The following is a 23,771-nucleotide window of genomic DNA, read 5'->3' on the forward strand; positions in this document are numbered from 1 at the left end:
ACCCTCTTTATTCATGTGAAGGGGAAGCATCAACCTGCTGGCAGGCCCGGACCACTTCGGCCATGACGCGGGCTTGGTCGGGGAGCGCCTGGGATTCCCATTGCGTGATAATTTCTCCTTTTAGAGATACGAAATAGCGGGCAGGCAGCCGGTTAAGAGCCATAGCCATGATATCGGCCTGGCAGCGTTCACAGCCGCAGCTTAACGGTTTCCGCTTTAAATAATCCTGCAGTGCCTGGCGAACGACGGTTTCGGTATGGTTTTTTAATTCATACATAGGAGCGCCTCCTCTTATGTTTATTCCTAACCATATCTTACTGGTTTAATTAGGGCAGAACAAGCAAAATTTTCCCGGTTTTATACCCGTAAGGGGTATACAAATCGGTTTTTCTCCGTTATAATTAAGGACATAAAATTTCCACGTTTGGCAAAGCTAAGTGAGAATAAAGAGCGTGGATAGTTCTCAATTCAAACTAAAGGAGGGGTAAGGTTGGCTAAGTTGTTGTCCGAGAAAGATGCCAGTGCAATCAAGGATTATTTTTCCCAGCAACTCGTTAATCCGGTCACTCTCCGTCTCTTTTTGAAAGATCCCGGCGAGGGAGAGTGCATGTATTGTTCAGAGACGGAGCAGATTGCGCAAGAAGTTGTGGAACTAAGCGATAAACTAAACTTGGTTGTCCACAAAATGACCACCGAAGAAAAAGCGAAGGAATATAACATTAAGTATTTTCCTGCTCTGGTATTGGAAAAGGAAGAGGGAACAGATACCGGGGTAAGATTTTATGGTATTCCGTCCGGGTATGAGTTCGGAGTACTTATTGAAGATTTGGCAGATCTGTCCAGCGGCAAGGTTAAGCTGGCTCCGGATGTCATCAGCCAGGTTGAGTCTGTCCAGAAAGATGTGACGATTAAAGTCTTTGTCACACCTACCTGACCGCATTGTCCCCGTGCCGTGCGCACGGCTCACCAGTTTGCCATGCTGAATTCACATATTCAGGCAGAGTCTATTGAAGCGACTGAGTTTCCGGATCTGTCCCAAAAGTATAATGTGTATGGCGTGCCCAAGTCAGTCATCAATGAAGAAGTTCAATTCGAGGGAGCGGTACCCGAGGCCGTCTTCGTCAAGAATTTGATGAAAGCCGTACAATAGATGCTCAGCCCAATCTAAAGTAAGAAACCTCCGGTTGGAGGTTTTCTTACTTTACGGCACAGCTTACGGCGATAATTACACTAACGCTTAAGCTTGCTGTTTAGCCCCTGCCAATAGCGGCTGTTCTCATACCCCAGCCTCCAGATGGCAATACCACGCAGGCGATAAGATTTGACAAAGCCGAAACGGATTTTGGCTGAGAGCTCGTTTTCAAACCAAACGGTATGCTTCTCCCGCCCTTGCCAATAATAAAAATACGGTTCAACAGCAGGATCTGACCAGAGAATGCGGGCCTGGGTGTTGGTGACCAGATCCGGGATATCACGCATCGGAGTCATGCGTGTCGGCCCGCTGGACCAGTCATAGCCGTAAACGGGAATTCCGACTAAAACCTTGGTGCGCGGAATGTGCTGCACCGCATAATCGAGGGCTTGGGTCATCCAGGGCAGGCTGGCTACCGGCCCGGCTTCTCCTGCGCTGTAGTGTTCATCATAGGTCATAATCGTGACCGCGTCACAAAGACGACCGATGGCCTCGAAGTCATACCCGGTACCTTCCCATTTGGAACGTTTGGCCGGGACGGCCAGGGTGAGTAATTGGCCCCGCCGGTGCAGCGCGGCCGCCATGGACTCGAGAAATGAGACATAGGCCACTCGAGCCTCCGCACGAATTGCTTCAAAGTCTAAATGTACGCCGGCAGCTGATGGAGGAGTCAGTTCCAGAATATTATTGATTAGGGTACGCTGGAGGGCTGATGAAGAAAGAACTCCGCCAATCAATTCCGGGTCAAAGCGGGAACCGCTGAAGTTATGAAAGAGAACCAGGGGAGCAATTCCTCGTGCTTTTGCCTCAGTCCATAAACCGGAGCTTAGGTTGCCCGTGAACGAGGCATCAGGCCGGACCAAATAGGCAAAATCCGCATACACGTCAATACTGCTGCTGTACTGTCTCAGACTCTGCAGGGAGCGGGTATCTCCCGGATAATCCTCGGCGGTATACCCCAGAACCCATAACCGTTTTTCGACGAGGCGCCTAGCTTGTTCAGTCCAGTTAGCCAAAATTATATTCCCCCTTAAATTATTTTAAGCGCCATACTGCCTGTAGGTACGAAACTTCCTTTTATGATAAGAATATGTGAGAGACAGGAAGAATTTTTCTTGTACACGAAAAGAATTTGCCCGAAACTCCACAAATTTTGCTTTCTGAAAGAGTTAAGAAAGGTGACAGCCTATGGGAAAGGTTTTGCTGATTGCTACCGGCGGCACGATCGCAATGCGTAAAGATGCTCGTGGCAAGGCGGTTCCGGCAGTAAGCGGACATGATTTATTGGCAAGCTTGCCGGCGCTTGTGCAAGAAGCAGATTGGGAAGTCTTTGACTTTAGCAACCTGGCCAGTTGCAACATGTCCCCGGAACGTATGCTTGAACTAGCCGGGGAAATCGAGCATAGGCTCCTTGCTGAACCGGATATTCAAGGGGTTGTGGTTACCCATGGGACGGATACCTTAGAGGAAACGGCCTATTTTCTGGATCTGACGATCCGTGATTCACGCCCCATTATCTTAACCGCCTCCCAAAGGGATGCTTCTGAACGGGATTCTGACGGTCCGCGCAACCTGCGGGGAGCGATGCTGATCGCGCTCGACCGGCATGCCTGGGGGCGCGGGGTGATCATTGCCCTCAACGAAGAGATTCATGCTGCCCGGGATGTACGCAAGCTGCACACGAGCAGTGTGGACGCTTTCAGTTCGGGAGAAATCGGGGCCTTGGGCAATATCGATAATGGAGATGTGATTTGGCACCGGAGGCCGGAGCCGACCGTAAAGCTGGGATTGCCTGAGCATTTGGCTCACGTCGGGATTATTAAGGCATATACCGGGATGCCAGTAGGCCAGATAGAAATGTTAATAAAGCAAGGGCTATCCGGGCTTGTGATCGAAGCCTTTGGCCGGGGCAACCTGCCGCCTCAAGTGGTGCCAGAGATTGAACGGACTGTTAGTCAAGGGGTGCCTGTGGTGATTACCTCACGTTGTTTGTTCGGCCGCACCGCCCCGGTCTATGGCTATCCTGGTGGGGGTGCAGACTTAGAACGGGCGGGTGCCTGGTTTGCATCCGACCTATCCACGGAGAAGGTGAGGCTGTTGATGGCAATCGCACTAGCGCAGGGAATTCCAATGGCGCAGATAAAATCGATGCTCGCGGGCAGGGGAGCGGCTTGTCCGTAACCCTTGTGAGCGAAAGTATTCATAACTGAGAGCATATAGATAAGTTGATTCAAGTCAGATTTTGGGGAAATTAGTCCGTATATTAGGGAAATTAGTGTTAAAAAATGTTTGCAGCTTAGCGCGCATGGACTATAATAAAACTTAGGAGATCTCAGCAAGATCTTATAATTTAATCTTTAGCTAGGGGTGCCCCGCAGGGGGCTGAGAAAGAGCCTGCTCTTAACCCTTTGAACCTGATCTGGTTAGAACCAGCGTAGGAAAGCCTGGATCCGATACGCTTTCAGCTACAGCTTTAGCTTTAGCTCGGCTAATAAAAATCGGAATTCCAAGAACAGCTTGCCCGCGGGGTGGCTGTTCTTTCTTTTTTGAGGTAAGGCCTAGGCCGGAATTAGGTGTCAGGGAAAGGAAGATTCATGTTCTTGTCTCGTAATCTGCGGGGGCTCTCGGCAAGGATAGACCCAAAAGAAAGGAGGCGGGGGACATGAATATTCGCGTGAATGGCCGATCGGTGGAGATCGAAGGAGAGTTTACGCTGCAGATGTGGCTAGAGGTCCAAAGGAAGGACAAACCCTGGACAGTGGTCGAGTATAACGGGGAAGTGCTAAAGCGGGAACAATGGCCAAAGACTCTTTTGCGTGAAGGGGATACGCTGGAAGTGCTTGTTTTACTGGGAGGTGGATAAAGATGGATAAGAAGTTAGCACGCTTGAATAACTCAGCGGAGGATGTATTGGAAATCGGCGGAGTGAAGCTGGGCAGCCGCTTATTCGTCGGTACGGGGAAATTTGCGGCCCAGGCGCTCATACCGGAAGTGATTAAAGCGGCCGCTGCTGAAGTTGTGACCATGGCCCTGAGACGGGTCGATTGGCATAATCCCCAGGAAAATATCCTTAATTACCTTACAGATGACCTGGTGCTCCTGCCCAATACTTCCGGGGCACGCACAGCTGAAGAAGCCGTGCGGATTGCCCGTTTAGCCCGGTCGGCAGGTTGTGGAGACTGGGTAAAGATTGAAGTGATCCGCGATCAGCACTACTTATTGCCGGATAATTTTGAAACGGTCAAAGCGACTGAGATTCTGGCCCAAGAGGGGTTCACCGTCCTACCGTATATGAGCCCGGATTTAAGCACGGCCCGCAAGCTGGTTGAGGTTGGGGCTGCGGCCGTGATGCCTTTAGGCGCTCCCATCGGTAGCAACCGCGGCTTGAAAACCCGGGAGCTCATAAAAATTTTGATCGAAGAAATTCCGTTGCCGGTGATCGTTGATGCCGGGATCGGAAGACCGTCGGAAGCGGCGGAGGCTATGGAGATGGGGGCGGCGGCCGTCCTGGTGAATACTGCCATCGCCACGGCGGAAGACCCTGTGGTGATGGGCAGGGCTTTCAAACTGGCGGTGGAGGCAGGCCGACTGGCCCATCTTGCCGGACCGGGTGCCCGGAGTGAGCGGGCCCAGGCCTCTTCCCCGTTGACAGGTTTTTTAGGCTGATGCAAAAGAAGGCTGGGAAAGGATTTTTTCTCTAATAAGGTAGTGAAGGGAATTGTTGTATTTAACCGAGTATGAGTTAAGGGATGGTGTCCATGTTTTATGATTTTCTTCTGGCGCAACGCCAGCAGCTAAAAGCCTATGAAGAGTATACCTTCCAGGAAAGCGATGTCCGGCAGGCCTTGGCTCGGGAACAATTGGATGCTTTTGATTTGAAGGCCTTACTGTCTCCGGCCGCCCTGCCATTGCTCGAAGAGATGGCAGAGCGGGCGCGCAGTCTGACCGTGCGCAATTTCGGGCGGACAATCTCCTTGTTTGCTCCGTTATACCTGGCTAATTACTGTACCAATCGTTGTTTGTACTGCAGTTTCAACCATAACAATGAAATTGAGCGGCGCAAGCTTTCCCTGGAAGAAGTGGAGCTCGAGGGTCAGGCCATTGCGGCCACCGGGCTCGCTCATCTCTTGCTCCTCACCGGGGAATCGCGCCGGCACAGCGGCCCGGATTACATTCAGGCCTGTGTGGAGCGCCTGCGCCCGTCTTTTGCGTCCTTGGGGATTGAGATTTATCCCTTAGCGGAAGAAGAGTACCGGCAGCTTTATGAAAGCGGAGTGGATTCCTTAACCCTTTTCCAGGAGACGTATGATGAAAATGTTTATGCTTCAGTCCACCCCGCCGGACCTAAGCGCGACTACCGCTGGCGTTTGGAGACCCCGGAAAGGGCCTGCCGAGCGGGAATCCCGGGCGTTAACCTAGGGGCTTTGCTGGGGCTCGGGGACTGGAGGGAGGATGCCTGGGCCACTGCCCTGCATGCCCGCTATCTGCAAAAGCATTACCCGGATGTGGAAATTGCGCTTTCCATACCCAGGCTCAGGCCGCATGTCGGCGGGTTTCAGCCACAGGCAGGTCCGGTCACGGATGCGGCCTTGGTCCAGATCATCCTTGTTTACCGTCTGTACCTGCCGCGCGCCGGAATTACCTTATCCACCCGCGAAAGCCCAAGTTTGCGGGAAGCTTTGCTTCCTTTGGGAATCACCAAAATGTCGGCCGGTTCTTTAACCTCTGTGGGGGGGTATGCTTCGGAAGGGGGAAGCACCCAGTTTGAGATTGCCGATGAGCGCTCAGTGCCTGAAATTGCGGCTATGCTGCGTTCGCGTGGGTATCAGCCGGTATTCTGCGACTGGATCAATCTAAAGGGCAAGGGGAGTGTGGCCGGATGAGCATAAATCCGCCGATGCTAAAACCGTCCGAGCCGGTTTTGCGCCTGATGGATGCGAATCTGAACCGGGTCGCCGAAGGGCTGAGAGTGGTGGAAGATGTCCTGCGCTTCCGGTATGAAGATCAAACGCAATGCCTGGTGGTCAGGAGCCTGCGCCATCAAGTACGCCAGCTTTTCCAAACACTTCAGCCCCGTCTTCTAAAGGAGCGCAACGTAGGGCGTGATCCCGGGCTTTTTATCAGCCAGAAGCAAGCAGTGGACGGCAAAAAGGATTTCAAAGATCTGCTCCTGGCCAATCTCAAACGGGTGCAAGAAGGGCTGCGTGTCTTGGAGGAATCCGCCCACTTACTGGGAGAGCGTCCTTTGGCGAAGGAAACAGAAAAGCTGCGCTTTGCCTCGTATAGCCTGGAGCTTGCACTTGCACCTTATCTCTATGCGCACAAGGATAAAAGCGGCAACCCTTTAAGGAAGATTCTGCCACCGGGACTTTATGCCCTGACTTCGGAGCAGCATTCCTTAGGCCGGAGCAACCTGGAGGTTGCGCGGCAAATTCTGGAGTCCGGGGTAAAAATTCTTCAGTACCGGGAAAAGGAGAAAACCCGGGAGCAGATGCACCGCGAATGTCTGGAGCTAAGGCGTATGACCCAGGCAGCAGGCGCCCTGTTTATTGTGAATGACCACCCTGATTTGGCTTTGGCAGTCGGTGCCGATGGAGTGCACATCGGCCAGGAAGACTTGCCCCTGCCTGTGGTGCGGAAACTGGTGGGTCCGGATCTGATGATCGGGGTTTCCACCCATTCCCCGGAACAGGCCCAGGCCGCAGCGGCAGACGGTGCGGATTACATCGGGGTGGGGCCGCTTTTTCTTACCCATACTAAAGCGGATGTTTGCGCCCCGGTAGGTCTGGAGTATTTGCGCTATGTGGTTCAAAACGTAAAGATTCCGTTCGTGGCCATCGGCGGCATCAAGGAGCACAATCTGGCCCAGGTCGTGCGTGCCGGAGCGAAAACCGTAGCTTTGGTCACGGAGATTGTAGGCAGTTCCGATATCGTGGGGAAAATAAAATCCCTGCAGGACATCATGCTGCAGGAAGAGAAAGAGGTGTTAGCATGGCAACCCAAATGACGGCTGCCCGCCAGGGAGAGATTACCCCGGAAATGCGGCAGGTGGCAGCGAAAGAAAATATGGAGGTAGAAACACTAAGGCGTAAAATTGCCGAAGGGAAGGTGGTTATCCCGGCCAACCATCGCCACCACAGCCTGGAAGCGGAAGGAATCGGGGAAGGGCTCAGGACGAAAATCAACGTCAATTTAGGAATCTCCAAAGACTGTGCCCGCATCGAAAATGAGCTGGCCAAGGTGAAAAAAGCACTGGAGCTTAAGGCGGAAGGGATCATGGATTTAAGCAATTACGGTCAGACCGCCGAATTTCGCCAGCGCTTAATCTCTGAGTCCACGGCCATGATCGGCACTGTTCCGGTGTATGATGCGGTGGGGTATTTAGGGAAGAAACTGGAAGATATTTCTCCGGCCGAGTTTTTGTCTGTGGTCGAAAAACACGCTCAGGACGGGGTGGATTTTGTGACTATTCATGCCGGACTGAACAGGCAAACGGTGGAACATTTTAAGCGGACAAAGCGTTTGACCAACATCGTATCCCGGGGCGGCTCCCTGCTCTACGCCTGGATGGAGCTGAACCAGGCGGAAAACCCGTTCTATGAGTATTTTGACCGGGTGCTTGAGATCTGTGCGGAGTATGATGTCACGCTCAGCCTGGGGGATGCCTGCCGCCCGGGAAGCCTGGCCGATGCCACGGATGCCTCCCAGATTGAAGAGTTAATCGTACTGGGTGAATTGACCGTGAGGGCCTGGGCTAAAGGGGTGCAGGTCATGATCGAAGGGCCGGGCCACATTCCGCTTCATGAGGTGGAGGCCAATGTCCTGTTGGCAAAGAAGCTTTGCCACGGAGCTCCCTTCTATGTTCTGGGGCCGTTGGTTACGGATATTGCCCCCGGCTACGACCATATCACGAGCGCCATTGGGGGAGCACTGGCTGGGAAGGCGGGGGCGGATTTCCTCTGTTATGTGACTCCGGCTGAACACTTGCGCCTGCCGACCTTAGAGGATATGCATGAGGGGATTATTGCCTCCAGAATAGCAGCCCATGCCGCGGATATCGCCAAGGGGATTGCGGGCGCAGCGGAGTGGGACCACGAAATGAGCGCCGCCCGCCAGGCGCTGGATTGGGAAAAGATGTTTAATTTGGCGCTTGATCCGGAAAAAGCGCGGCGCTACCGGCAGGAATCCGCACCGGCTCAGGAGGACAGCTGCACCATGTGCGGGGAGATGTGCTCAATGAGGCTTATGAACAGGCTGGCGGCTCTTTAACACTGAACTAACCCGCCCTAAGTCCCTCGCCTCTATAGGCGGCGGGTGCCAAAGGGCGGTTAAGTCCAGTATGGACTCGACTAACATTCAGTGGGGGTTGAATCCCCCCCTGAATGAAGTCTCGTTCAATCCAGCGACTTCCGGGGAGGGGGATTGATCCCCCTCTCTTCGGTTTGGGCTTTCTTGGTTTGGCGGCTTTGCTGGGACATAGTCAAATAACAGAGGGCATACCCTAAAAATGAAAATGAGACTGCGGTGGCAAAGAAGTCTAAGCTATTCATTAAGGCACTCCCTTCTTCAAAAATCTTTCTACAATATAGACGTTTTAACTACCCTATTTGGTTACACAAAAAATCATTGTTTATAAAAAATTAATAGGAAGTGGTCCCTGCCACTTCCTATTAATTTGATTGTAAGTTTACTAAAGCACCTGCTTCTCCAATACCGAGGAATCGTAAAGCTCATCTTTAACCTCTGCCGACAGCAGCTCAAGCAGCTCTTTTTTCAGCTTTATCGCTTCTTTGCGCAGCAGGATATCCGGATGACGGGGGCGGGGGAATGGGACACTTACGTCTTTGACGATCTTGCCCGGTCTCTGGCTTAAAACAATAATCCGGTCTGAGAGAAGCATGGCTTCTTCAATATCATGCGTGATGAAGAGAACGGTATGGCGTGTTTCCTGCCAAAGCGCCAGCAGCCATTCCTGCATCTGGCGGCGGGTAAGGGCATCCAAGGCTCCGAAAGGCTCATCCAGAAGCAAAGTGTCCTGTCCGAAAAGGATGGTCCGGATCAAGGCGGCCCGTTGGCGCATGCCCCCGGACAGTTGCTGAGGATAATGGCTGCTGAATCCGTCCAGGCCGAGGCGTTTAAGCCACACAAGGGCTTCTGAGCGCGCGTTCTTTTTATCTTGGCGCCGGACTTCACTGCCTAAAATTAAATTATCCAGGAGGGTGCGCCAGGGGAGGAGCAGGTCTTTCTGCGGCATATATCCGACATTGCCTGCGCTTCCTTGAATGGGACGCCCGTTCAGCATGATTGTCCCTCCATCCGGCTGTTCCAGTCCGGCGATCAGGTTGCAGAGCGTGCTCTTGCCGCAGCCGGAGGGGCCGATAAGGGAAACAAACTGGCCGCTTTCGATTTCCAGGTCAATTGGGTCAAGCACCGGCAGGCGGTATTCAGGATAGGACTTGGACACACCTTGAAGGGCAAGCATTCGATGTCACCTCGCCTAAGACTGGGATTAGTAACTCGGGTTCTTGACACAACTATCTAAATCTCTGCCTTAAGAATGTTACTTTGACGGCAGGAATTCATTGGTAAACGCTTTGGCTGGGTCAATCATTTTCGGCAATAGCTTGCGTTCGACCAGCCATTTCGCATAGTTTTCCCAAACCGCTGTTTTCTGTTCGCCCCAGCGGGGAGCATCGGCTTGGTATTGGGGGCTGAGCCAGGCCTGGCTTTTGCGAATGAGGTCGGGATTCGCTTCCGGCGCATTTTTAATCAGAATCTCGGCTGCGTCCGCCGGGTTTTTGATGGCATATTCATAACCCTCGCTGGTTGCTTTCATAAAACGGCGCACCAAGTCAGGGTTGGTTTTAAGGTTGTTTTCCCCGGTGGTGATCACAGGGGTATAATAGTCCAAAGCCGGATCCACGTCTTTAAGCCAGATCATATTCAGGGGCTGGTTGCGCAGCTCTGCTTCAATGCCGGTCCAGCCGTAAAAAATCCAGGTGGCATCAATATCTTTGGTTAAGAGCGTGAGCTGATCCGCTTCCCCGATATTCACCATTTTAACTTTGGAAAAATCCGCATTCTCCTTTTGCATGAGGGCCTTTAATACCGCTTCTTCCGAGGGCAGTCCCCAGCCGCCATAGGTCTTTCCTTCTAAATCCTTGGCTGTTTTGATATTGCGCTCCGGAACCGAGGCAAAGCCGGAGGTGTTGTGCTGAATGACGGCGGCCAATGAAACCAGCGGCAGATCGTTGGCCTGGGCGGTGGTGACCTGTTCCTGCTGGCTGACTCCAAAAGCAACTTTTCCGGTTGCCACTAATTGTTCAACCGTGCCCTGGCTGGAGGGAGGAACGATCTGAACATCCAGTCCCTGGTCTTTAAAATAACCTTTATCCTTGGCCACATATAGTCCGGTGTGATTGGTATTGGGTGACCAGTCCAGCATAATCGTGACCGGGGTCAGGCTCTGGCTTGAGGGAGCGGGGGCTTGACTGCCACACCCTGTAAGCGCGAGGCTGAGGATTATGAAAACGGTTATTAAAGCTAAGGCGGGACGGGATTTAAAACGTTTATTCCTTAACGAATTGGTTATTAATCTAGTCAAGTAAATCTACTCCTTTATATACGTTTTTATTGGTTTGTTAAGTAGTCAGGAGTCAGAATAAAGTCAGGTTCAAATCATGGGTTAAGACCTTAAAGGAATGCAAGAAATCCCTACTGAATTCTGACTACTGAATTCTGAATGCCTAATTTTATTCACTTCTCTATTTTCAACCAGGGCAGGGCCAAGCGCCCCAGAAGAGAAATCACCAGAAAGTAAACAAAACTTAAGACAGTAATCGTAAAGATGGCGGCAAACACCCGGTCTGTCAGAAAAGAATGGGATGAGTTGGTGAGATAGACCCCGAGCCCGGAACTGGCACCGAGCCATTCCCCGATGACTGCGCCCATGACGCTGTAGGTGGCGGCTATTTTAAGCCCCGCGAAGAGGGAAGGCAAAGCATGGGGCCAGCGCACCAAGCGCAGGATTTGCCAGCGGCTCGCGCCCATTGAGCGCAAAAGCCGGGTGTAGTCCGGGTCACTGGCTTCCAGCCCTTCCAGGAGGCTGATAGTCACCGGAAAGTAGCACACCAGAATGACAGTGATAATCTTGGGCAGAAGGCCGTAACCAAGCCAGAGAATTAGGAGAGGGGCGACCGCAATCAGAGGAATGGTTTGGGAAATAATCAAAAACGGATAAAACAGCCTTTTAACCGAAGGAAATATCCCCATGAGCAGGCCGGTGAGGATTCCGGCGGCCACGGCCAGCCCAAATCCGGCGGTCGTCTCCAGAACCGTGGTGAAGGTATGCTGCAAAAGCAGATGCCTTGTCTGCCACAGCGCTTTGCCCACCTGACTGGGAGCGGGCAAAAGCCATAAGGGAACTTTAAGGCCTTTAACCACGATTTCCCATAGTAAGAGCACAAGAATGAGTAAGATGAAGGCAGGGAAATTGCGGCGGATTCCGGATAGAGACAATCCTTGGCTCCGGTACTTGTCCACAGGTTATCTACCCCCGGTATTTTTCAATTTTTTCGGCAATCGTGGAACCGGAAGGAACGTAATCCATCTTGATATTTGTCAGGACGCGGGAAGCCCCGGCTTGGATGCAGGCATTCTGGGCTTCCCGGATGATGCGCCATAAGGTCTCAGGCTCTCCTTCCATGGCGGTTTCCAACGGCCCTACTTCGTAGGTGACCCCGCTTTGAGCGACCACTTCAATGGCCGCATCGACCACCTCGTAGATGCGGGACTCTTCCACAAACGGAATGACCTGAAAGGACATGGTAATCTTAGGCATATTTACCCCTTCTCTCTTTTTAAGTTGCGTTTTACTACACTTTTAAAAAAATAAAACCGCACTGAAATGCGGCTGCCTACACCTCCCTACGCTGGCATTACCCAGATCAGGTTTAAGGTCGGACGAATAGGTCGTCCCTCTCAGCCGGCTGCCCCAGCTCCCTTGAGTCTCTCTCTTGAATTCTAGGCCTATCCTAGCACAACCAGAGAAAAAATGCAATCTCTAATATCTCTGAAAATTCGGATGATTACCTTTTTCTTCGACATTAGATATAATTCGGATAATCTGTAGCACATGGGATATACTCTGGACAAAGAGCGGTATTTTGCATAGTATTAGCATGTGGATAATCATTGGAAACTAAGTTTCAAGGAGAATTAAAATGGATTTTGCAGGGAAAGACAAGGCGACTTATGTCCGGGATATGTTTAATACCATTGCCCGGCGCTATGACTTAATGAACACCTTGATGAGCCTGGGCATGGACAAGCACTGGCGCAAGGTGGCCGTGTATTATGCCAAAGCTAAGCCCGGTGCCAATATGCTGGATGTGTGCTGCGGCACCGGCCAGCTTTCTTTGGAACTGGCGAAGACCGTGGGGCCGAAGGGCAAGGTCACGGGGGTAGACTTTTCGGAGAAGATGCTGGCTGAGGCAAAAATCCTTGTTCAACACAATTCCCCGGCTCAAAATATTACCTTGCTCCAGGGCGATGCCATGGCTTTGCCTTTTGCGGACAACAGCTTTGACGGAGCTACAGTGGGCTGGGGTCTGCGCAATTTGCCTGACCTTAATAGGGGAATTCAGGAAATGACCCGGGTGGTCAAGCCGGGTTCATGGGTGGTCTCTTTGGATATGGCCAAGCCTTCGCTGCCGGTCTTCAAACAAATATACTGGCTTTATTTTGAAAGACTGGTTCCGGCCATGGGAAAATTGTGGGCCGGCAAGAAAAGCGCTTACCGCTATCTCCATGATTCGGCCCGCACTTTTCCCTCCCAGGACCTCCTGGCCCGCATATTCAGCGAGTGCGGCCTAACAGAGACAGGCTACCGGAATCTGGCCGGAGGGGTTGTGGCTGTGGTCTATGGTAGGAAACCGCCGGCCAAGGAAGGGAAGTAATAAAGAATTAAGATGGGGAGAGGATAAAAGGGTGGATGCGAACAGGTTAGATGCCAAAGCGGCTTTTGCTTTCCTCTCTGAAGATGAATGTCTGGGGCCGGTGGTACGACGGTGGGGAATCTGTCCGTTTGAGCCCCACACAGAGTATTTTCGGGAGTTGTGTGAAAGCATCCTGGCCCAGCAGATTTCCGGGAAAGTCGCCCGCTCGTTAGCTGACCGCCTGCTGGCCCGAGTCCACCATAGACTTACTCCGGAAGTTTTAGTGAATGTGAGTCTCGACGAATTGCGGGCTCTGGGGATATCTGCACGGAAAGGAGAGACTCTGCATGCCTTGGCACAAGGCTGTCTTCAGGAACAGATTCCCTTGGAACGGCTTGGAGAACTCCCGGAAGAAGAAATCAGGGTGATTCTGACGAGAGTCAAAGGAATCGGGGACTGGACCGTGATGATGTTCCTGATTTTTTCCCTGAATCGCCCCCGGGTTATTCCGGCCTCAGATTTCGGAATTCGCAAGGCGATTCAGGGTTTGTACCGGCTGCCGGAGCTGCCTGCGCCCGATGCGGTCAAAGGGTATTTCCAGGCTTGGGCGCCGCATGAAACCGCCGCTGCCTGGTACCTCTGGCGGAGTTTGGAAAACGACGGCAGAGCCTAGCCGATATCCGGTTAGATGGGGGTGGGCCTCTATAATACATAAGATGATAAGGTGGAGGAACTTTGCAAGATGGCCACATCGAACACAATTATCTGGCTTAAACTTCGCACTTTGATTTTCGGTCATCCGCTTTCAACCCAGAATGCCGAGCATGCTAAGGTAGGAGTAGGGGGCGGAGTCCCGATTTTTGGCTCGGACATCATTTCTTCAGAGGGTTATATGGGAACAGTGGCTGCCATTTTAGTAATTGCTGCCAATACTCCGTTTGCCGGGCTCCCAATCTTATTAATCCTGATGGCCCGTGACAGCTACGTGCCGCGCTATTTCAAAAACCTGGGGGACCGCTTAGTTTATAATACCGGAATTTGGCTGCTTCTCCTTGTATCCTTGACGCTTATTCTTATTTTTCAGGGAGATACGCACATGATGCTCTCCTTATACGCCATCGGGGTGCTATTGTCCTTTGCTTTGACCGGAATCGGCCTGGCCCTTCATACCTGGAAAACGAAAGAGCAAAGATGGGCTTCCGATTTTGGGATCTTTAGTTTTGGCGGAGTGGTTTCCTTCCTGGTGTTTTTGGTCTTTGCTTGAACAGCAGGGACGTTTTGAAACGATTACCGTTGCAATTCCGGAATATGTCCCGGCTAAGCTGTGGCACAACCTTTTGCACAATCAAACCGGCCAACTGATCAAAGTCTTATTGCTTTTCCGTAAAAGCATTCTGGTGACGAGTGTACCCTACCACCATCAGTCCCGGCAAGAGTCGATCAGGGCTGTACCGCATTCAGTATAAAGAGCCTACCGGGCCGCGTGATGGGGAGAGTACGGAGCTTTAACGCCGGTTTTCTTAAAAGCGGTGTCCATGGCTTTAAGCGCCTGGTCAATGGTTTCATCGGCGTAGGTGACACAGAAACGTACATGATTTTTTCCTTCCTCCCCAAATCCGCTTCCGGGAGCGACCACGACATTCCCTTCGTCTAAGAGAAAACGGGTAAATTCATCTCCGTCCATATCAGCCGGTGCCGGAACCCAGAGATAAACTGTGGCTTTCGGCACTTTAAGTTTCCAGCCCCAGGAATTAAAGAATTCTACCAGGTGCATGAGCCGTTGCTTGTATGCCTGATTCTCCGCCATAAAGAAATGGGGTTTGGTGCTTAAGCGCAGGGCTTCGGCTCCTGCGTACTGAATCGGGTTAAATATGCCGGCGTTGACATGGGTCTCAATCACCTTCAGCCCTCTGACGATTTCAGCATTTCCCACTGCCACGGCCAAGCGCCAGCCAGCCATATGATAGGCTTTGGAAAAGGTGAAAAACTCCAGGGAGCGTTCCCTGCTTCCTGGCACGGACAACACACTGGGAGCGACATCCGGGTCAAATTTGGTCATAGCATAGGCATGGTCATTGACCAGGATGATATCAAAATCCCGGGCAAACTCCAAGGCTTCCTGCCAAAAACCCGGTGAGACCGTGACGGCTGTTGGGTTATTCGGGTAGTTCAGAAACATGAGCTTGGCTTGGCGGGCGACGTCCGTGGGAATTTCCCGGAAATCCGGCAGGTAATCCGGTTCCCTGAGCGGCATCAAATGGGGCTTGCCCCCTGCCAGGATGACACCGGTGCGATAGCTGGGAAAGGCCGGATCGGGAACTAAGGCGATGTCTCCCGGGTCAAGCCAGGCCTGGCAGAAATGCACGATGCCTTCTTTTGAACCCATAAGGGGAAGGATTTCATGCTCCGGGTCCAGGGTTACTCCATGCTGGGTTTGATACCAGGATGCGGTCTGCTCGCGCAGCAGTTTGAGGCCGTCAAAATCCGGATAGTGGTGGTTTAAGGGTTCGACGGCCTGCTCCCGCAGAACTACCACCACATTAGGATGGGCCGGACGGTCAGGGTCTGATTTCGAAAGCACGATTAAGTCTTGTCCCTGTGCGCTTTTTTCGTGAATCAGCTGATCCAGTTGAGCAAATAGGTATGGGGGAAGGTGTTTTAATTTTTCTGAGTGTTTCATAGTATAACCCCTGCTTTTCTAAATGATGATTTAATGATTTGTCGTTAGTTTGTGCATCGATAAGAATGCTATAAGTGGGATTTTAAGGGTAAAATATGTTCTGGTGCGCATGATTTTAAGGGATTCGTTCAAACTAAAGCGTGACTAAACGATTAAGGAGGAATTCAGATGAAAGTACGGGATATCATGACGTCAGAGGTTCAGTGCGCCACTCCTAATTCAACTTTGATGGATGTGGCGAAGATGATGAAACAAGAGGATATTGGTTCTGTACCGGTGTGTGAGCAGGACCGTTTACTGGGGATGGTTACGGACCGGGATATTGTGATCCGGGCCGTGGCCATGGGGCACGATGTAAATTCTATGAAAGCCTCGGAAGTCATGAGCAAAAATGTCACGACGATTGGCGCGGATGCGGATATCCATGAAGCGGCCGATCTCATGTCCAGTAAGCAAATCCGGCGTCTCCCGGTGGTTGAGCAAGGAATACTTATCGGAATCATCGCTTTGGGTGATTTAGCGGTCGAGCAGATCCATGTGGACGAGGCGGGAGAAGCTCTCAGTGACATTTCTCAAGGGGTTCACCACTAAGTTGGAGAAGCACTGTCGGCAAAGCGGGAAATCTTATTGATAACCGACTTTGACAGCAGCTTTTAATAAGGAAGAGCGTTTGGCCTAAAGGCGGCTGAACGCTCTTCTATTTGTCGCTATTCTTGCATTTTTTGAGAAACGGTTTAGGTGATGTGATATAATTCGTAATAACAAGGTTTCAGGTGGAGGGGATCAACATGTCTATAGAAATCGGGCAAATCGGCCGAGCTGAGACAATTGTAACGGTACTTAATACGGCGAAGGCTTTGGGAAGCGGGCTGGTTGAGGTATTCGCCACACCGGCTATGGTAGCACTGATGGAAGAGGCTGCAGTTCATGCACTTAACCTAGGACCGGAAGAATCAAGTGTCGGTACAGCACTTGAGATCAGGCATTTAGCTGCCACTCCCCTAGGCTTAAAGGTGTGGGCGGTTGCCGAGGTGATAGAAATTGATCGCCGCCGTTTAGTCTTTAAGGTCGAAGCTTATGATGAAAAAGAAAAGATCGGGGAAGGCAGGCATGAGCGATTCATAATTGACAGTGCTAAATTCTTGGAAAAGGTGAATGCCAAAAGAGAGGAACAGGGAGCCTAATGCACTCGGATCATTTCTTTGTTGTTCCTGAAACTAGAACCTGGGAACAGGTGATTGATAAGTCGCGCTTTATTGGGATAGCAACCCCGGTTGCCAATAGCCAGGAAATTGAGGATGCGTTTCAAGCCGTTCGGGAACAATACCCGAATGCCCGCCACTATGTTTATGCCTACCGTTTAAAGGAAGGACTGCTTGAGAGAGCCTCAGATGACGGGGAACCGCAAGGTACAGGCGGACGGCCGATTTTAGATGTACTGCAACATAAACAGATCTGGAATGTATTGGTGATTGTCGTGCGCTATTTTGGAGGTATTCTGCTGGGGACAGGGGGGCTAACCCGGGCGTATGGGTCCACGGCGCGCGAGGTCTTGGAACTTGCACCCCTTAAAATGCTGCAGCCGTTTGTGGTATTTCAGCTCAAAATTTCGTATGCCTGGTACGACCAGCTTAGATACCATTTGAGCCAGCGCGGGTGGGAGACCGGCAAGGAAACTTTCCTGGAATTCATTGAACTGGAAGTGTATATCCCTTTGGCAGAAGCTGAAGGGTTCGGAAAGTGGCTGACTGAGCTGACTGCTGGGCAAGTCGCTTGGGAAAGAGACGCTGAAGTCTGGCGCCCCGGGAATTAGGGATAGAAAGAAGTGGATAAGGCCACACTATGAGCCTAAGGTGGTGGTCTTCCTTGTTTACGCTGGCTCATTGGGTTTTTTTAGGTTTTATTGCAGCCATCATTGCCAGTCTGATTGCGCGCAAACAACCGATATTGCCCGGAGTCTTGGGAATTCTGGCGGTGGGGCTGGCGGAGACGCTCAATCTTCCCGGAGCCCTTGAAATCATGTTTCGCGCCCTTTTACTTTCCATGCAGAATCTTTTGACCATCATCTTATTAATCGGGATGGTGGTGGCCCTGACGAAACTGCTGCAGGATAGTGGGGCCGATGTGATCCTGACCCGCCCTTTGCAAAACTTACGGGGACCGGTCATCAGTTATTGGGTTTTGGGAATCTCGATGTGGGTCATGACCTTGCTCCTATGGCCGACACCTGCTGTAACCTTGTTGGGAGCGGTGTTGGTGCCGACCTTGCGTCAATCCGGTCTGAATCCTATGGCATTAGCAATGAGTTTGTCAATTTTCGGAGAGGGGCTTGGTCTTTCAGGTGATTTTGTAATCCAAGGAGCGCCCTCTTTGTTAAGCAAAGCAACTGGGCTGCCCTTAGCCAGAGTACTGGAGGCGCTGTGGCCTCTGGTATTGATCAGCGGCCTGGCTGCAGTGGTGGTCGGAGATTGGCGGCAAAGGCGTTTGTATAAGTTACAAGGCACCCCAAGTGTTTCGCAACAAGGACTCAGGAATAATGGTTCAACACACCAAAAAACGGACCCTAAGGCCCGTATTATCGGATATCTGGTACTCGGCGGATATGCTGTGACGATTGCGATTTTAATTGCCGGAAAAATCAAAGGGGACGGAGCCAGTGCCATTACCGGAGGAGTCACCCTAATCATTTTGATTCTGAGCACACTCATGAAAGACCGGGGGAAAGCGTTTTCCACATTTGTGGAATATGTCAGGCACGGGTTGCGCTTTTCAATTAGCACATTCACCCCGATTATTATAATGGCCGGATTTTTTTTCATGGGCACTGCCACCGGCACTTTTGCCGTTTTTAACCGCCAGGAACCGGGATTTTTCAGTGATTATGCCACCACGCTCGCGCAGGTGTTCCCGTTCAATAAATGGCTGGCCGGGGTGTTTGTGATGCTGACTGCGATGCTCGGTTCAATGGATGGATCGGGTTTTTCCGGGCTGCCGCTCACCGGAGGAATCGCTGTTGCTTTTAGTCATGCGGCCGGTCTGCCTTTAGCTCCTTTGGCAGTCTTAGGCCAAATTACAGCAGTCTGGACGGGTGCAGTCCTGATTCCCTGGGGGTTTGCTGCGGTGACGGCCGCAGTGGCCGGAGTGGAAGCCCAGAAATTAGTTAAGTATAATCTTCCTTCTTACTTTACGGCTTTAGCGGTGGCTTATTTCTGGACCATGATGAGGTTATAACTTATTCTAATATACTTTGGTTGCGTCCCGTATTCTTGGCCCGGTATAGCGCATGGTCCGCGCGGGCAATAAATGAAGTCACGGTATCCTCCGGACGCCATAAAGTGGCACCGATACTTACGGTAATGGAAACATCCTCCTGATTGTCAGGGTTGATAATTCTGGTGAATTCAATGAGGTTGCGAACTTTTTCACTGATTGACTTAATGCTCTCGGTTGTGGCATCCGGTACCAGAAGGACAAATTCTTCCCCACCGTAACGGGCCAAGATATCCTCTTCGCGCAAATGACTCGCTAAGATCTTCACAACGGTCTTGAGCGCGGTATCCCCAAATTGGTGGCCATAGCGGTCGTTGAAGCTCTTGAAATTATCTACATCGAGAATGAGCAAGCCGAGGGAGGCGTGAGGCTGGCGTCTTTGACAAAGAGATATTTGCTCACGCAATCTCTTTTGAAAATACCGGTAGTTGTATATTTCCGTTAAGCCGTCTGTGATCGAATCTCTTTGGACGATGGCATAGAGCAGGGCATTGTGCAGGGCTGAGGCTGCGTAACCGGCCAGTGTTTCCAGAAACTCCATTTGGGCCGGGGTTATTTCCGCTTGGCGAATGGAATGAATGTTGATACACCCTATTTTACGCTGAGCATTTAAAAGCGGCAGGCAGCAAACCAATCCCCACGGGTCTTCATGGTTGGGCCTGGGGTTATAATACGTTTTCTCATTCCCGACAACCTGTCTAATAAATGAGTAATCGTAGTGGGGTGGGAGCTTGGGATAAGGGGTTGAAGAATCAAAAATCCCAATGACTTCAAACGATTTGTCCAGATCCACACATAGACAGACAGTCACCTTTTCCACCGCGACCAAAGCAGAGATGGCACTGATAATATTATTGGCAATAACCCGTGTATCGAGAGAGGAGTTCAAAGCTCTGACAATTTCAAGCAGAACATGGGTGTAGAGATGAACTTCTTCTAACCGGGTTTCAAGAAAGTGAATTTTTTCCTGCAGTTGTTTCACGGTCTGGTCAGATGGTGAATTTCTGTCCGGCATAGCAAGCCTCCGCCCACAGACTATTACTTTCTAAATAGCCAAGAAATCCCACGTTGCCGATGCTATTTATTATTCTCTGCAAACCCTGATATTCCTCTACCCAATTATATTTTTCATGAGTCAATCTTAAAAGCTATTTCATCAAATTCTGAAGGTTTTCACGGTATATACTAGGATATTTGCACTACATAGAAGGAGAAAGCTTGAGAACTGTCGAATAATTCGAGGGAGAGAAAGTAAGGAGGGGAACTCTCATTTTAGTTTATGAAGTTGCTGTAGCTGCAGGCAGCATCCCTTTTATTGTGCTTTTAAATAGATTGGCAACCGGGTTCGGTTTTCGGAAGAAAGATGGGTTGTTTATTGGCTTTGTCCTGACTGCAGAAGTAATGCTCCTCCCTTTGGCCCTGCGTTATAACTTTGTCTTGTGGTGGCTGGGAATTACAGCCTTAACAACTATTTCGCCCGCGTTTTGGCGGAAGGCCGATACTCCGCCGGCATCGGAAGAAATAATTTCGGAGAAATCCATGCCGGCGAATTTGAATGAAGAAAAGCTATCTCAGGCAATGGCTGAAACAGTCCCAACAGTGGAACTTGAGCAGATGACAGAGACGGAGTCAGAGCAGATGACCGAACCGGAGACAGAGCTTGAGATGATTGTTGAATCTGAAATACGCACCGAGTCGTCTCAAACAAACGCTGAAGCTGAGCCAATGGCCGAGCCTGAGCCGGAGATTACTTTAGAAGACCTGATTAATTGCGGATTTGCGGCCAAAAATGCCGGACGCTTTCAATCAGCGGCGGAGTGGTTTACCCGTGCTCTGAGTTTGCATCCGGAACCGGATTTGGCATTTTACTTAATTATGGATGCGTGCAGCCTGTGGCTGACTGTGAATAAAAGAGATCAGGCCCAAGGACTGCTAATGCATTATTGGCCGGAGTATGAACGGCTTCTTGCACATGAGCAACGGACTCAATTAAGTGCCTGGCTAAGTAAGGAGAACCTGCTTGGCTAAGAACTAATATATTTTTACTTTATTTTAATTTTAGAGGAGGAATTTGCCCATGAAGCCGACCCGTGAGATTATTGGTTTAAGAATTATCAGCGTTGCCGATGGTACCCAAGTAGGACAGATCAAGGACTATGTGCTCAATCCCCAGACAGGTACGGTGGATTTCTTTATCACTGACCAAGCTTCAGACTATTTCGGTGCTAAAGTCATTGCTTTTAGTGATGTGGTTGGACTAGGAGAATTTGCCTTAACCATTCCGGATCCGAAAGTAATTCAGGATGTCGCTCACAACCTGAATGTCCAAGAACTGCTCCGTCAAGATGTGCGTGTCATTGGCACCAAGGTTTTGACCAAGAAAGGTCAGTTAATTGGGGAAACGCAAGAATTCTTAATTCATGAAGAGAGTGCTAAAATCGAGCAATGTATCTTTGTTGACAGTGACGGCAGCCAGCATCAGGTTAATTCAGAACAAGTCATTACCTTCGGCAAGGAACTGCTCATTGTAGATGACCTGCTTCCGGCTGCTGCTGCCTTGGCTAATGCAACGGCTCCTGCAGCTGCGTTTGTCCAGGAAGAGAAAGATTCTTCCAATACCGATGATACGGACGGCGGCTTTAACTTATTTGAGCAGCGCCAATTGCAATATTTTGTCGGCAAAAGCGTGGACAAGGATATCACTCTGGACAATGGAGAAGTATTGCCCGTAGGCCAGCCAATGAGCGAAGATACCATCAGGAAAATTACATCACGTTCGACATTGATGGAAATTACCTCTTACTTAAGCAAGAACTGATCCTTTTAGGAAAATGAAAAAAGGTCATTTATTAACAGGCCTGCTGGTACTGCAAGTCTTATTCACAGTTTTCGTCGGCAGTTCCATCGCTTATGGATTGAAACATGATAAAGCCCCTTCCGGGCTCCGGGTGTGGGGGAAAGATTTGTCCGGTTTACCTGAAAGTGAAGCTTGGGCTGAACTTGAGCAGTTGATTCCGACCGATGTCATGTATAACGGAAGCAAGTTTCCTTTAGACACGACGCGCTCGCGCCAAGCTCTAAAAGACTGGCTGCATCAGCAATATGAGCCGGAGTCCGGACTTACTGCCCCTTTGCGCATGCTGGCAAGAAAGCTGAGCAGGGAGCAGCCCGAGCTTATCCTTAGGGAAGAGATCATGCCCCAAATTGAAAACCTGAAGACCAAGATCAACCGCAAACCGCTTCCGGCTTCTATTGCCTATGAAGGGGGCGAGCTGGTTCGACATGGCGGGCAAACAGGGCTGGAGCTTAACCTCGAGCAATCGTGGCAGCGTTTGCTCAACCCTGGCGGACAACAGGTTTCTCTCTCAGTCGCTGAAATTCCGGCCCACCCAAATGATGCTGACGTCGAAGCCATAAAAGATATTCTAGGGGATTATACAAGCTATTTTAATCCTAAGGACAAAGAGCGTACCAATAATGTGCGCTTAGCTGCCGCAGCCTTAGACGGGCTGTTGCTTGCTCCGGGTGAAGTGCTTTCCTTTAATCAGAGGGTGGGAGAAAGGACGGCAGCTTCAGGATATCTACCGGCCTATATATTTTCGGCCAATGAAGTGATTAAAGCAGATGGAGGCGGAGTGTGTCAGGACTCCACAACGCTTTACCAGGCTGCCAGACAAGCCAATCTGGCGATTGAAGAGAGGCATACCCATAGCCTGCCGGTATACTATGTCCCTAGGGGACAAGATGCGACCGTTGCCTACGGGACGTTGGACTTTCGCTTGCGCAATGATACGGCGGGTTATCTACTTATTAGTGCCCGTACCGGGAGCAATTGGGTTAGAATTAGGATGTTTGGAGTTGCTGACGACAAGCATCCGGCGCTTAAACGCCCGGACGGTTACCCAGTTCAGCCCAAGGATTGGGTCAATGATCCCAAGTAGTTTGGAGTTACTAAAGATAGATTTAAATACGGTTGTCTAGAAAGCTTTCTGTTTATTAAATGACAGAAGGCTTTTTTCTTTTCAATTCTAGAATCCAAGCCCCCTCAATAAAAATGAACTAATAAAAGAAGAAAGGAAGATTAAGGTGAAAAAATGTCTGGGTTTATTCTTAGTGCTAAGTGTTTTGATCCTGGTCTCACGGCCAACCCCTTGGCTTAGTGTGAGCGGTCAGAATGCCCGTATCATCGAAAAGACGTTTAACGAGCGCTTAGCTGTTCAGCTTCCCAAGTCGATGAAAATTGCGCAAGACTATTTCGAACCAGGGGGTCAGCTTGCAGCCGGTCTGAACTTTCATGACGAGGAGTTATTGTTCCGGGGTTATATCCAGTTGTGGCGTTTAGATGATTTGGAAAAATTTTTAACTTCCAGTAAAAATGTGAGTACATTTGATTTTAATGCCTATTCCCTCAAATCCATAACATATGCCGGCCTAAACGGTTTGCTAAATGAATGGAACGCAGCCTTCGGAGATTTGTACACTATCTCTGCGAAAGAATATTGGCTGAAAAAGTCTGATAATGACGGGAAGGCAGACAAAGCTGGGAATTCTGAGGTCCTGAGGATATCCTTTTACGTAGATACTCAATCTTTTACCGATGCCCAAGTGCAGCAAATCCATAACATACTCAGCTCTTTACGCTGGGACTAAGGGCGTTATAATCATCCAAATCTAATCCGGCAGTTCTTCTTTT

General features: G+C 50.6%; 28 protein-coding genes, 1 pseudogene and 2 riboswitches. Of the genes and pseudogenes, 20 read left to right on the top strand and 9 right to left on the bottom strand.

From position 1 onward, the window contains the following. Positions 1-7: 7 nt before the first annotated feature. A complete protein-coding gene (locus tag J0X21_RS09345) occupies positions 8-277 on the bottom strand; it encodes a late competence development ComFB family protein (protein WP_206811930.1) in 270 nt (89 codons plus the stop codon). A gap of 213 nt (positions 278-490) precedes the next feature. On the opposite strand from J0X21_RS09345, the gene J0X21_RS09350 reads away from it, so the two are divergent. Together J0X21_RS09350 and J0X21_RS09355 are read left to right on the top strand one after the other, a co-directional pair. Then, positions 491-934 (top strand): thioredoxin family protein, encoded by a 444-nt coding sequence (locus tag J0X21_RS09350; protein ID WP_206811931.1) that lies wholly within the window; start codon positions 491-493, stop codon positions 932-934. A 12-nt stretch (positions 935-946) separates the two neighbouring features. Next, positions 947-1,150, top strand: a pseudogene (locus J0X21_RS09355) (thioredoxin family protein); the annotation flags it as partial. A gap of 80 nt (positions 1,151-1,230) precedes the next feature. Here J0X21_RS09355 and J0X21_RS09360 read toward each other — a convergent pair. Next, a complete protein-coding gene (locus J0X21_RS09360) occupies positions 1,231-2,208 on the bottom strand; it encodes a glycosyl hydrolase family 18 protein (protein ID WP_209011363.1) in 978 nt (325 codons plus the stop codon). A 172-nt stretch (positions 2,209-2,380) separates the two neighbouring features. Between J0X21_RS09360 and J0X21_RS09365 the strand changes: the two genes are divergently transcribed. The 6 genes from J0X21_RS09365 to thiC all read left to right on the top strand — a co-directional run bounded on the left by J0X21_RS09365 (position 2,381) and on the right by thiC (position 8,461). Next, complete coding sequence (locus tag J0X21_RS09365; RefSeq protein WP_206811933.1) at positions 2,381-3,373, top strand: asparaginase; 993 nt, start codon at positions 2,381-2,383, stop codon at positions 3,371-3,373. Positions 3,374-3,545: 172 nt separating this feature from the next. Continuing rightward, a riboswitch (TPP riboswitch) is annotated at positions 3,546-3,650 on the top strand. Positions 3,651-3,854: 204 nt separating this feature from the next. Further along, complete coding sequence (gene thiS, locus J0X21_RS09370; protein ID WP_206811934.1) at positions 3,855-4,055, top strand: sulfur carrier protein ThiS; 201 nt, start codon at positions 3,855-3,857, stop codon at positions 4,053-4,055. A 2-nt stretch (positions 4,056-4,057) separates the two neighbouring features. Next, positions 4,058-4,858, top strand: a complete 801-nt coding sequence (locus J0X21_RS09375) for a thiazole synthase (protein ID WP_206811935.1) — start codon at positions 4,058-4,060, stop codon at positions 4,856-4,858. A gap of 92 nt (positions 4,859-4,950) precedes the next feature. After that, complete coding sequence (thiH, locus tag J0X21_RS09380) at positions 4,951-6,075, top strand: 2-iminoacetate synthase ThiH (protein ID WP_206811936.1); 1,125 nt, start codon at positions 4,951-4,953, stop codon at positions 6,073-6,075. Next, positions 6,072-7,199 (top strand): thiamine phosphate synthase, encoded by a 1,128-nt coding sequence (gene thiE, locus J0X21_RS16075; RefSeq protein WP_328812640.1) that lies wholly within the window; start codon positions 6,072-6,074, stop codon positions 7,197-7,199. Before thiH ends, thiE begins: the two co-directional genes overlap by 4 nt. Then, positions 7,184-8,461 (top strand): phosphomethylpyrimidine synthase ThiC, encoded by a 1,278-nt coding sequence (gene thiC, locus J0X21_RS09390; RefSeq protein WP_236006173.1) that lies wholly within the window; start codon positions 7,184-7,186, stop codon positions 8,459-8,461. The genes thiE and thiC overlap by 16 nt, the downstream gene beginning before the upstream one ends. 125 nt (positions 8,462-8,586) lie before the next feature. Here the strand turns inward: thiC and J0X21_RS09395 are convergent, their stop codons facing one another. The 5 genes from J0X21_RS09395 to J0X21_RS09415 all read right to left on the bottom strand — a co-directional run bounded on the left by J0X21_RS09395 (position 8,587) and on the right by J0X21_RS09415 (position 12,032). Then, positions 8,587-8,742, bottom strand: coding sequence for a hypothetical protein (locus J0X21_RS09395; protein ID WP_206811937.1), 156 nt, complete (start codon positions 8,740-8,742; stop codon positions 8,587-8,589). A gap of 140 nt (positions 8,743-8,882) precedes the next feature. Continuing rightward, complete coding sequence (locus J0X21_RS09400; protein WP_206811938.1) at positions 8,883-9,674, bottom strand: ABC transporter ATP-binding protein; 792 nt, start codon at positions 9,672-9,674, stop codon at positions 8,883-8,885. Between the two features lie 78 nt (positions 9,675-9,752). Next, a complete protein-coding gene (locus J0X21_RS09405) occupies positions 9,753-10,796 on the bottom strand; it encodes an ABC transporter substrate-binding protein (protein ID WP_209011364.1) in 1,044 nt (347 codons plus the stop codon). Between the two features lie 152 nt (positions 10,797-10,948). Beyond that, positions 10,949-11,734, bottom strand: coding sequence for an ABC transporter permease (locus tag J0X21_RS09410; RefSeq protein WP_407947641.1), 786 nt, complete (start codon positions 11,732-11,734; stop codon positions 10,949-10,951). A gap of 7 nt (positions 11,735-11,741) precedes the next feature. After that, positions 11,742-12,032 carry a thiamine-binding protein gene (locus tag J0X21_RS09415; protein WP_206811939.1) on the bottom strand — a complete coding sequence of 97 codons (291 nt, stop codon included), beginning with the start codon at positions 12,030-12,032 and terminating at the stop codon, positions 11,742-11,744. A 65-nt stretch (positions 12,033-12,097) separates the two neighbouring features. Next, positions 12,098-12,206: riboswitch (TPP riboswitch) on the bottom strand. Between the two features lie 208 nt (positions 12,207-12,414). On the opposite strand from J0X21_RS09415, the gene ubiE reads away from it, so the two are divergent. The 4 genes from ubiE (at position 12,415) to J0X21_RS15720 (ending at position 14,594) form a co-directional block, all read left to right on the top strand. Further along, complete coding sequence (ubiE, locus tag J0X21_RS09420; RefSeq protein ID WP_206811940.1) at positions 12,415-13,149, top strand: bifunctional demethylmenaquinone methyltransferase/2-methoxy-6-polyprenyl-1,4-benzoquinol methylase UbiE; 735 nt, start codon at positions 12,415-12,417, stop codon at positions 13,147-13,149. 31 nt (positions 13,150-13,180) lie between these two features. Then, positions 13,181-13,801: a DNA-3-methyladenine glycosylase family protein gene (locus J0X21_RS09425; RefSeq protein WP_206811941.1), complete on the top strand. Its 621-nt coding sequence runs from the start codon at positions 13,181-13,183 to the stop codon at positions 13,799-13,801. A 69-nt stretch (positions 13,802-13,870) separates the two neighbouring features. Next, on the top strand, positions 13,871-14,392 hold the full coding sequence (locus J0X21_RS09430) for an amino acid permease (protein ID WP_236006175.1): 522 nt from the start codon (positions 13,871-13,873) through the stop codon (positions 14,390-14,392). Further along, the gene (locus J0X21_RS15720; RefSeq protein ID WP_236006176.1) at positions 14,385-14,594 is read left to right on the top strand and encodes a hypothetical protein; all 210 of its coding nucleotides are present in this window, start codon (positions 14,385-14,387) and stop codon (positions 14,592-14,594) included. Before J0X21_RS09430 ends, J0X21_RS15720 begins: the two co-directional genes overlap by 8 nt. 5 nt (positions 14,595-14,599) lie before the next feature. On the opposite strand, the gene J0X21_RS09435 is transcribed toward J0X21_RS15720, so the two are convergent. Continuing rightward, a complete protein-coding gene (locus J0X21_RS09435; RefSeq protein WP_206811942.1) occupies positions 14,600-15,808 on the bottom strand; it encodes an aminotransferase class I/II-fold pyridoxal phosphate-dependent enzyme in 1,209 nt (402 codons plus the stop codon). A gap of 168 nt (positions 15,809-15,976) precedes the next feature. Here J0X21_RS09435 and J0X21_RS09440 point away from each other — a divergent pair, with 168 nt between their 5' ends. From J0X21_RS09440 to J0X21_RS09455, 4 genes are all read left to right on the top strand, one after another. Then, the gene (locus tag J0X21_RS09440) at positions 15,977-16,399 is read left to right on the top strand and encodes a CBS domain-containing protein (protein WP_206811943.1); all 423 of its coding nucleotides are present in this window, start codon (positions 15,977-15,979) and stop codon (positions 16,397-16,399) included. A gap of 197 nt (positions 16,400-16,596) precedes the next feature. Continuing rightward, positions 16,597-16,992: a thioesterase family protein gene (locus J0X21_RS09445; RefSeq protein WP_206811944.1), complete on the top strand. Its 396-nt coding sequence runs from the start codon at positions 16,597-16,599 to the stop codon at positions 16,990-16,992. Continuing rightward, positions 16,992-17,621 (top strand): YigZ family protein, encoded by a 630-nt coding sequence (locus J0X21_RS09450; protein ID WP_206811945.1) that lies wholly within the window; start codon positions 16,992-16,994, stop codon positions 17,619-17,621. The genes J0X21_RS09445 and J0X21_RS09450 overlap by 1 nt, the downstream gene beginning before the upstream one ends. A 53-nt stretch (positions 17,622-17,674) precedes the next feature. Next, positions 17,675-19,039, top strand: coding sequence for a citrate transporter (locus J0X21_RS09455; protein WP_206811946.1), 1,365 nt, complete (start codon positions 17,675-17,677; stop codon positions 19,037-19,039). 1 nt (position 19,040) lies between these two features. Here J0X21_RS09455 and J0X21_RS09460 read toward each other — a convergent pair whose 3' ends face one another. Then, a complete protein-coding gene (locus tag J0X21_RS09460; protein ID WP_206811947.1) occupies positions 19,041-20,093 on the bottom strand; it encodes a sensor domain-containing diguanylate cyclase in 1,053 nt (350 codons plus the stop codon). A 353-nt stretch (positions 20,094-20,446) separates the two neighbouring features. On the opposite strand from J0X21_RS09460, the gene J0X21_RS09465 reads away from it, so the two are divergent. The 4 genes from J0X21_RS09465 (at position 20,447) to J0X21_RS09480 (ending at position 23,728) form a co-directional block, all read left to right on the top strand. After that, complete coding sequence (locus tag J0X21_RS09465; RefSeq protein WP_206811948.1) at positions 20,447-21,106, top strand: hypothetical protein; 660 nt, start codon at positions 20,447-20,449, stop codon at positions 21,104-21,106. Positions 21,107-21,155: 49 nt separating this feature from the next. Further along, the gene (locus J0X21_RS09470; RefSeq protein ID WP_206811949.1) at positions 21,156-21,896 is read left to right on the top strand and encodes a PRC-barrel domain-containing protein; all 741 of its coding nucleotides are present in this window, start codon (positions 21,156-21,158) and stop codon (positions 21,894-21,896) included. 13 nt (positions 21,897-21,909) lie between these two features. Continuing rightward, entirely contained in the window at positions 21,910-23,019 is a 1,110-nt protein-coding gene (locus J0X21_RS09475; protein ID WP_206811950.1) for a VanW family protein, read from the top strand. A 145-nt stretch (positions 23,020-23,164) separates the two neighbouring features. Continuing rightward, a complete protein-coding gene (locus J0X21_RS09480; RefSeq protein WP_206811951.1) occupies positions 23,165-23,728 on the top strand; it encodes a hypothetical protein in 564 nt (187 codons plus the stop codon). Positions 23,729-23,771 lie beyond the last annotated feature (43 nt).

It is taken from the genome of Paradesulfitobacterium ferrireducens (assembly GCF_017310645.1).
GTDB lineage: Bacteria > Bacillota > Desulfitobacteriia > Desulfitobacteriales > Desulfitobacteriaceae > Paradesulfitobacterium > Paradesulfitobacterium ferrireducens.

Excerpts from the sequence above, each read along its gene's own strand:
- J0X21_RS09345 (WP_206811930.1), bottom strand. The coding sequence starts at position 277 with ATGTATGAATTAAAAAACCATACCGAAACCGTCGTTCGCCAGGCACTG.
- J0X21_RS09365 (WP_206811933.1), top strand. The coding sequence starts at position 2,381 with ATGGGAAAGGTTTTGCTGATTGCTACCGGCGGCACGATCGCAATGCGT.
- thiS (WP_206811934.1), top strand. The coding sequence starts at position 3,855 with ATGAATATTCGCGTGAATGGCCGATCGGTGGAGATCGAAGGAGAGTTT.
- J0X21_RS09375 (WP_206811935.1), top strand. The coding sequence starts at position 4,058 with ATGGATAAGAAGTTAGCACGCTTGAATAACTCAGCGGAGGATGTATTG.
- thiH (WP_206811936.1), top strand. The coding sequence starts at position 4,951 with ATGTTTTATGATTTTCTTCTGGCGCAACGCCAGCAGCTAAAAGCCTAT.
- thiE (WP_328812640.1), top strand. The coding sequence starts at position 6,072 with ATGAGCATAAATCCGCCGATGCTAAAACCGTCCGAGCCGGTTTTGCGC.
- thiC (WP_236006173.1), top strand. The coding sequence starts at position 7,184 with ATGGCAACCCAAATGACGGCTGCCCGCCAGGGAGAGATTACCCCGGAA.
- J0X21_RS09395 (WP_206811937.1), bottom strand. The coding sequence starts at position 8,742 with ATGAATAGCTTAGACTTCTTTGCCACCGCAGTCTCATTTTCATTTTTA.
- J0X21_RS09400 (WP_206811938.1), bottom strand. The coding sequence starts at position 9,674 with ATGCTTGCCCTTCAAGGTGTGTCCAAGTCCTATCCTGAATACCGCCTG.
- J0X21_RS09415 (WP_206811939.1), bottom strand. The coding sequence starts at position 12,032 with ATGCCTAAGATTACCATGTCCTTTCAGGTCATTCCGTTTGTGGAAGAG.
- ubiE (WP_206811940.1), top strand. The coding sequence starts at position 12,415 with ATGGATTTTGCAGGGAAAGACAAGGCGACTTATGTCCGGGATATGTTT.
- J0X21_RS09430 (WP_236006175.1), top strand. The coding sequence starts at position 13,871 with ATGGCCACATCGAACACAATTATCTGGCTTAAACTTCGCACTTTGATT.
- J0X21_RS09435 (WP_206811942.1), bottom strand. The coding sequence starts at position 15,808 with ATGAAACACTCAGAAAAATTAAAACACCTTCCCCCATACCTATTTGCT.
- J0X21_RS09440 (WP_206811943.1), top strand. The coding sequence starts at position 15,977 with ATGAAAGTACGGGATATCATGACGTCAGAGGTTCAGTGCGCCACTCCT.
- J0X21_RS09445 (WP_206811944.1), top strand. The coding sequence starts at position 16,597 with ATGTCTATAGAAATCGGGCAAATCGGCCGAGCTGAGACAATTGTAACG.
- J0X21_RS09450 (WP_206811945.1), top strand. The coding sequence starts at position 16,992 with ATGCACTCGGATCATTTCTTTGTTGTTCCTGAAACTAGAACCTGGGAA.
- J0X21_RS09460 (WP_206811947.1), bottom strand. The coding sequence starts at position 20,093 with ATGCCGGACAGAAATTCACCATCTGACCAGACCGTGAAACAACTGCAG.
- J0X21_RS09470 (WP_206811949.1), top strand. The coding sequence starts at position 21,156 with ATGAAGCCGACCCGTGAGATTATTGGTTTAAGAATTATCAGCGTTGCC.
- J0X21_RS09475 (WP_206811950.1), top strand. The coding sequence starts at position 21,910 with ATGAAAAAAGGTCATTTATTAACAGGCCTGCTGGTACTGCAAGTCTTA.